This window comes from Micromonospora sp. MH33 (assembly GCF_003013775.1).
GTDB classification, from domain to species: Bacteria; Actinomycetota; Actinomycetes; order Mycobacteriales; family Micromonosporaceae; genus Micromonospora; species Micromonospora fulviviridis.
The window spans coordinates 1-6,657 of sequence record NZ_MUYZ01000346.1 but is presented as its reverse complement, the minus strand read 5'-3'; the positions used below and the strand labels follow the sequence as shown (position 1 = coordinate 6,657).

The following is a 6,657-nucleotide window of genomic DNA, read 5'->3' as shown; positions in this document are numbered from 1 at the left end:
TGCTCGCCAACGGCGACTTCGACCGCTACTGGACCTACCATCTGGGCCAAGAACACCAGCGCAACCACCAGGCCCGCTACCAACTCGCTGCTTGACCTACGAAGTCACTCCCAGCAATCCGCACCCCTCGCCGATGTCAGCGGCCTGAGTAGTGTGCGGCCCGGCGGCGCCAGCGCCAGAGCAGGGCGCATGCGGGCGCGGCCAGGGTGGCGTATACCTGGGGTCTCGCCAGGGTGAAGGCGGTCATGGACCAGCGTGCCGCCGAACGCTCCTACGGCACGCCCGAGGAACTGCTGACTCCGGCCGTCGGGTGGAATCTCGCCGCGTTGCGCAGGGCGTGGAACGCGGCCAAGTCGGATGTGACGCCGTGGTGGGCTGAGTGCTCCAAGGAGGCGTACAACACCGGCCTGGACAACCTGGCGCGCGGCTTGAAGAACTGGTCCGACTTCCGGGCAGGCAAGCGTGCCGGTCGGCGCGTGGGATTTCCGCGGTTCAAGTCCCGCCGTCGCGCCACCCCCAGCGTCCGGTTGCCTGCCGTCTGTGCTGGTGCCAGGCCAGCACCAGGGACGGGGCCACGTGGGCCCCGTTTTCGCTGGGGTCGTCAGCCGACTCGCGGCATGGAACGGCGCCGGGTCCGTGGCCGGACCCGGCGCCTATTGCTGCTGGTTAGGCGGAGATGGAACGGACGGTGTTGAACAGGTTCGCCACCTGGTTGCCGTAGTACGGCGAGAACATGTACTGCGGGAGGGCGTTGTACTTGAAGTCGTTGTGGCCGTTCAGGTAACCCCAGTTACCGTCGAACTGCATCAGCCAGCCCCCGCCGGAGGAGCCACCGGTCATGTAGTTGACCATGTAGATGGTGCCGCCGCCCCCGTCGTAGGTGGGGCCGTTCTCCGCGGTGAGCAGCTGCCCGTTGAACGGGGCCGCCTGGGGGTAGCCGAAGGCGTATACGTACTGGCCGATCGGGAAGTTCCAGCCGATCCCCTGGCCGCCGAGGTAGTCGCAGATCCGCCAGCCATTGACGCGGCCGATCACGGCCGACCCGACGTCGTTGGCGAAGTCGTTGTTGTTGTTGAAGAAAGCCGTGGTGGCCCAGAGCTGGATGGCGGACCACTGGCCGTAGGGGGCCACGCCGTTGCTGTAGTTCGGCACGAAGATCCAGTTGCTCGCGAACACCCCGCCACCGGTGAGGCAGTGGGCCGCCGTCCACACCGAGGACTTGCCCTCGGTGTTCACGATGGTCCCCGAACAGACGTAGTTGAGGCCGTTGAGGGTGAAGAAGACCTTGCCGGAGGTGCGGGCCACCGGGTGGCCGACGGGGTAGTTGGGGTAGTAGGCCTGCGTTCCGACGTCGGAGGAGTCGTCCGTGGAGGCGCTCGCCTTCGGCGTGGCCGCGGGCGCGGCCGGCGCCACGCTACCGGACGGCCCCTGCGGACCGGTGATGCTCTTCGCCGAGCCCTGGACGCGGTCGCGCTTGGCGAGCGCCGCCTTCACCGAGGGGATCTCGGTGTCCGGCTTGGCCACCTTCATGCGCTCCGGGCTCCAGTACGTCGTCAGGGCGCGCTGCCGGGCGTCAGCGCCGGTGCCGGTGACCGTGCGGGCCACGTCCGGGCTGAGCTGGGCCGGGCTGCTGATGACATCGCTGTTCGGCCCGGCCGGGGTGGCGGGGGCCGCGACGGCGACGCCGGGACTGGTGACTCCGGACAGGGCGAGGGCTGCGACCAACCCGATGGCGATGCGTTGGATTCTCACGTGCAACCTCCATAGAGGGATGACAATGGGCGGAGTCAGGATGCCATCGGTCACTCGGCCGCGAGTTAACTAAATGTGACGTAATTTGAGCGAAGGGTGACAGTGGAGGGACTCTAGCGAAGACTGAGCCGGCCCCGGTTCTGCGGTTCCGGCAGCACGTCGAGGATGCTGAGCTTGACTGCGCGTAGGCACGTCGGATGTCACCGTTGAGACTTCTATCGGCGCGACGCCGCAGTACGAGGCGAAGGCAGACGGCGACCGGAGCCTGCGGACAGCGCCGGAGCGAGCCAGGATCCTCGCAGCGAGAACGTCTCCGATGCCGTGCAGATCGGAAGGTCGTGCCAGACGCCGCGACCCCGGCGGACATCGTTGCCGTTACCTCGGCGACGCGTCGATCTAGTGCCGTGACCACGAACGTTCACGGTGTTGGTTGACACGCCGGCTGGCCTGTCGGCTGGGCGGCATCGCGGCGGTCAGGCTGTGGCGGTGGCAGAACCTGTACGCGTTGCGGCGGCTCAGTGACCAGGAGGGTCAGCAGCTGCTCAGAATCACCCGCCGGGGACCGGTTCACCGATCCGACTGCGACGGGCGATGGTCGTGCTCGCCTCGGCCGGCGGGAACACGGTGCCGGCCATCGCCCGCCTGGTCCAAGCCGACGAAGACACGATCCGGCAGGTCATCCACCAGTTCAACGAGATGGGGAGACCTTCGGTGAGCGGTTGGCCGTCCCCGCCTGATCAGTCCTGACGGGGAGCAGTTCATCGTCGAGACAGCCAACACCAGCCCCGAGAAACTGGGGCGATCGTTCACCCGGAGGAGCATCCGCAAGCTCGCCGATCACCTGCGCGTTCACTGCGATCGGCGGATCCGGATCGGACGGGAACGGCTGCGGCAGATCCTGCACTGGCACCGGATCACCTTCCAGCGGACCAAGACGTGGAAGGAGTCCACCGACCCGCAGCGTGACGCCAAACTCGCTCGGATCGAGTACGTCAGCAGCCGCTTCCCGCAGCGGGTGTTCGCGTTCGACGAGTTCGGCCCCCTGGTGATCCGTCCGCAGGCACGGGCCGGGTGGGCGCCGGCCGGGCACCCGCACCGACTGCCCGCGAACTACCACAAGCTGCACGGGGTCCGGCAGTTCCACGGCTGCTACTCCGTAGGCGACGACCAACTCTGGGGCGTCGTCCGCCGTCGTAAGAGCGCCGCGAACACCCTCGCCGCACTCAAGTCGATCCGCGCCGCCCGTCCGGACGGCGCGCCGATCAACGTGATCCTGGACAACCTGTCCGCGTACAAAGGCCGAAAGATCCGGGCGCCGATGGGATTCAGGGTGATCTCCCGGCGGGTAAGTTCACGGGGAAGCCCGGTCAGCCAGCCAGGTGCAGCCTCCAAGGGCGCAATCCGGAGCAGCGGTGCGACGACGTCGGCGAAGCTTGGTCCCGCGTGAAGGTGATCAGCACGCATCCCGGCGGGTACGTCAAACGTGGGGAGCTGGACGGTGCGTAGTCCGCGTCGGTGAGCGGCATCGCGCAAGCTCTGAGCCGAGGCTGTCAGGCGCGGCGGCAGGACAAGTGTCACGACCGATGATCCTGCCCAATACGCCGACACCGTTACAGCGGTTATCAGGCGTTCCGGGGCGCCGGGTGACGGAGCGCGGGTGGCCTCTTCGACAGCAACGGCTGTCGGCTGTTTCAAGGAGGCGGGAGATTCCGCCCAGGTCAGCGAGCCGATCCGCCCGGTCTGGGAGGGTCGACGCCCAATCAGCGGGGTTCAGGGTTCCGGTCCGCTCCGGCGGTTCGGACCACGGCTAGGGGTTGCAGTCGCACCACCTGCGCTGTCCAGCAGTCCGACGATTCGGTCGCGACCTCTGCTCCGCAGCTGCACACCAAGTTGGGGCCATCGCATCCGTCTAGACCGCAGCAGCCGTTGCGGCGCCGGTGGTCGGGATGTAGACGACGCACAAGCAGGTCGTCCGGGTTGATCAGGACAGTATTTCGGGGTCCCACGGAGACTAGGAACCGCTCGTTGCCAGGGCTCGGCACGTGGGGAGGTCCGAACGGATCGGCGTCGACGGCAAACCTCCCAACGGGCACCCATGCCGGACAGTGTTCACCGGGTTGGAGGTCAGACGGAGATGCCGGCTCGGGCAGCTTCGCGAACGGCATCTCATCCAGGTCGTCTGTGAGCGTGGCTCTGCAACGAAGGCACGCGAACACCGTCATGGAGAGAAGTGTGGCAGCCGCGGGATCCGGCGCTGGCGGGGGCACGTCGACGTCAACGGCGCCTGCCGCGCAACTGGGCGCTCGTCAGGCGGATGGCGGCGACGAGCGGATCGGGAGGCGGGGCGTCAGCCGATGCGGTACTGGTCGCCGTAGACGGCGAAGATCAGCGGTGTGTTCAGGTCGAGGTTACCGTTGTTGAGGAAAACCCTCTGGGCGGTGTCGACGCGGGAGGTGTCGGAGTGGGCCTCCTCCTTCCTCATCTCGGCGACGCGCTCGTCGAGGAAGGCGTGCAGCCAGGTCCGCTCGTCGCCGCCCTGCGTCGGCGGCTTCGCCCGGGCGAGGGCGCGGCTGCGGATCGCCCGCATGCCCTCGTAGCCGTGCATCGCGGCCGCGTCGTAGTAGGCGAACTGGCCGAGCGCCCGTACGCCGTCGGTCTTGCCGTCGCGGACCGAGGGGTTGAAGTAGACGCGGTCTCGCTCGGCTTCCTGCGCGGCCCGGAACACGGGGTCGGTGGCGGCGGTCCGCCAGTCGCGGGGGAAGTTCGGGTCGAGGCCGGCGTGTGAGTCACTGCCGTTGACGGCGCGCAGGGCCGGCAGGTAGCCCGCCAACACATTGCCGGGCTTGGTTCTCGTGTACACCTCCACCAGTTCCAGCATGTCGCCGGTGCCGGAGCAGAAGCCGATGATGCCGGCGGTGTAGCCCCGCCTATCACCGATGTCCTCGATGTAGGAGAACTGTGCGCGCCAGTCGAGCGAGGAGTTCTCCGCCGCCGAGACGATCTGCATGGCGACGTCCTTCTTCGCCGGATCGTCGAGGGAGGCGCCGGTCTGGGCCGACGGGCTGGGCGTGGTGCCGCCGCCGGGCAGGATCCACCGCTGGTTGGCGCATCGAGTGCGGCCTGGGCGCGGTCCGGGTGCTCGACGTCAAGGCAATGTGCGAGCTGTACGGGGTCTCCACAGAGCTGACCGAGGCGATGAAAGGGCTAGCCGCGGAGACGAAGTCGAAGGGGTGGTGGCACGCGTACGGGGCCGCGGTACCGAACTGGTTCGAGCTATACGTCGGCTTGGAGTCCGCGGCCGCCCACCTCCGGGAATACGGAGACAACTTGATCCCCGGCTTGCTTCAGACCCGCGCCTATGCCCTGGGCCTCTACCAGCCCGGCAGCCGGCTCAACGCTGAAGAACGCGAGCGTGCGGTCGAGGTGCGACTCCAGCGGCAGAGTCTTCTAACCCGCAGGCTGCCGCAGGCCCCACGTTTGGACACGGTGTTGTCCGAGGCGGTACTCCGGAGGACGGTCCGTGGACCAGGGGTCATGACAGGCCAGCTCACCCGTTTGGTCGAAGTCTCCGAACTACCGAACGTTTCCCTGCGCGTCGTGCCCTTCGCTGCCGGCCCTCACCCGGGATCAGTCGCCGACTCGTTCGTCATCCTCGATTTTCCCGCCAGCAAGGGAGGCCGATCCCCCGAGCCGTCCGTCGTCTACAGCGAGTCCCTCACCGGAGCGCTCTACCTGGACAAGCCCGACGAATTGCGCGCCTATGAGAACGCCTGGACTGGGCTGGATGCGCTGGCCTTGAGTGAGGCAGAATCAAGGGACATGATCAAAAGAGTCATCGGAGAGGGGCGCCATGACTGACCTGACCGGCGCCGTCTGGCGCAAGAGCACCCGCAGCGGCGACAACGGCGGCAACTGCGTCGAGGTCGCCACCAACCTTCCCGGCATCGTCGCCGTACGGGACTCCAAAAACCCCGGCGGCCCTCTATTGAGCTTCGAGCCGGCTGCCTGGGCCGCGTTCGTGGCCACCATGAGAAGCGACAGGTCCGCCTGAGTCGGGCGTCAGGACCCCCGCGCCATGTGACGGAGTCCAAGGCGCTTCAGGATCATCCCAGGCAGTTCCTCGGTATCCAGACGGTACGGACGCCATCGATCATTGGCCGAGGCCTTCATCGACGCGCTCAGACTGGTCGCCTACTCGACGCTTCGGGCGTATGGCGTTCCCTTGCCCGGTAGCGGATCATCGTTGGGGTGCAAGCGAGCATCACCCTCGTTGACGACCCGGCTGACCAACTGGCGTCGCTCTTCTCCTGGCTCCAGCGCGACGACGAACTGCGTGGTCGGATCAAGTCAGTTACAGCGGGGCTGAAGCCGGATGACATGGGCGGCGTCACGGAGATGTTGACCGTGGCGCTCGGGAGCGGCGGGGCGGTAGCCGCGCTCGGCGGCACGTTGAGCGCATGGCTCTCGGTTCGTCGCGCCAAGATCAGTGTCGAGATCACCACCGGTGACACGTGTCGGCGCGTCGAGATTGACGCCGCGAACGCAGGCACCGCCACCCGTCTGTTGCGGGAGGCGTGCGAGGCAGCTGGCGAGAACTCATGAGCGCCCGCCTGCCGGACCGGCAACTCTCCAATGCCCTGCTGATCGGCGCAGCGCATTTCGCGAGCGGTGCGATCGGCGACCTGCCGTCGGTGAGCAACAACGTATCCGCGCTGGCAGAAGTCCTCACCGACCCGGTTACTGGAGTGGTCGATCCCTCCCGATGTCGCCAACTGATCGACCCACGCGCTCAAAACGAAGTCGGCACCGCTCTCAACGAAGCCGTCAAGAGCAATGCTCGAAACCTGTGGATGAGCGTCGGGAGGCGTACCCTCCCGGCGACGCTCCATGTCCAAGGAATCGAGT

At 67.2% G+C, this 6,657-nt stretch carries 6 protein-coding genes and 1 pseudogene; 5 read left to right on the top strand and 2 right to left on the bottom strand.

The window, feature by feature from the left end; translation table 11 throughout:
• Positions 1–666: 666 nt before the first annotated feature.
• Positions 667–1,752, bottom strand: a complete 1,086-nt coding sequence (locus B0E53_RS31745) for a hypothetical protein (RefSeq protein WP_107079345.1) — start codon at positions 1,750–1,752, stop codon at positions 667–669.
• A gap of 486 nt (positions 1,753–2,238) precedes the next feature.
• On the opposite strand from B0E53_RS31745, the pseudogene B0E53_RS40470 reads away from it, so the two are divergent.
• Positions 2,239–3,043: pseudogene (locus B0E53_RS40470) on the top strand (IS630 family transposase); the annotation flags it as partial.
• Between the two features lie 1,056 nt (positions 3,044–4,099).
• On the opposite strand, the gene B0E53_RS31725 reads toward B0E53_RS40470, so the two are convergent.
• A complete protein-coding gene (locus B0E53_RS31725; protein WP_107079343.1) occupies positions 4,100–4,759 on the bottom strand; it encodes a chitosanase in 660 nt (219 codons plus the stop codon).
• 128 nt (positions 4,760–4,887) lie between these two features.
• Between B0E53_RS31725 and B0E53_RS31720 the strand changes: the two genes are divergently transcribed.
• The 4 genes from B0E53_RS31720 to B0E53_RS37150 form a co-directional block, all read left to right on the top strand.
• Positions 4,888–5,610, top strand: coding sequence for a DUF5753 domain-containing protein (locus tag B0E53_RS31720; protein ID WP_210406292.1), 723 nt, complete (start codon positions 4,888–4,890; stop codon positions 5,608–5,610).
• Positions 5,603–5,803: a DUF397 domain-containing protein gene (locus tag B0E53_RS31715; protein WP_107079342.1), complete on the top strand. Its 201-nt coding sequence runs from the start codon at positions 5,603–5,605 to the stop codon at positions 5,801–5,803. The genes B0E53_RS31720 and B0E53_RS31715 overlap by 8 nt, the downstream gene beginning before the upstream one ends.
• Before the next feature lie 197 nt (positions 5,804–6,000).
• The gene (locus tag B0E53_RS31710) at positions 6,001–6,354 is read left to right on the top strand and encodes a hypothetical protein (RefSeq protein ID WP_107079341.1); all 354 of its coding nucleotides are present in this window, start codon (positions 6,001–6,003) and stop codon (positions 6,352–6,354) included.
• A partial coding sequence (locus B0E53_RS37150) for a hypothetical protein (RefSeq protein WP_210406291.1) occupies positions 6,351–6,657 on the top strand: 307 nt, incomplete at its 3' end. The genes B0E53_RS31710 and B0E53_RS37150, both read left to right, overlap by 4 nt.

What these genes read in the sequence shown, in the direction of transcription:
- B0E53_RS31725 (WP_107079343.1), bottom strand. Translation starts at nt 4,759, where the DNA reads ATGCAGATCGTCTCGGCGGCGGAGAACTCCTCGCTCGACTGGCGCGCA.
- B0E53_RS31715 (WP_107079342.1), top strand. Translation starts at nt 5,603, where the DNA reads ATGACTGACCTGACCGGCGCCGTCTGGCGCAAGAGCACCCGCAGCGGC.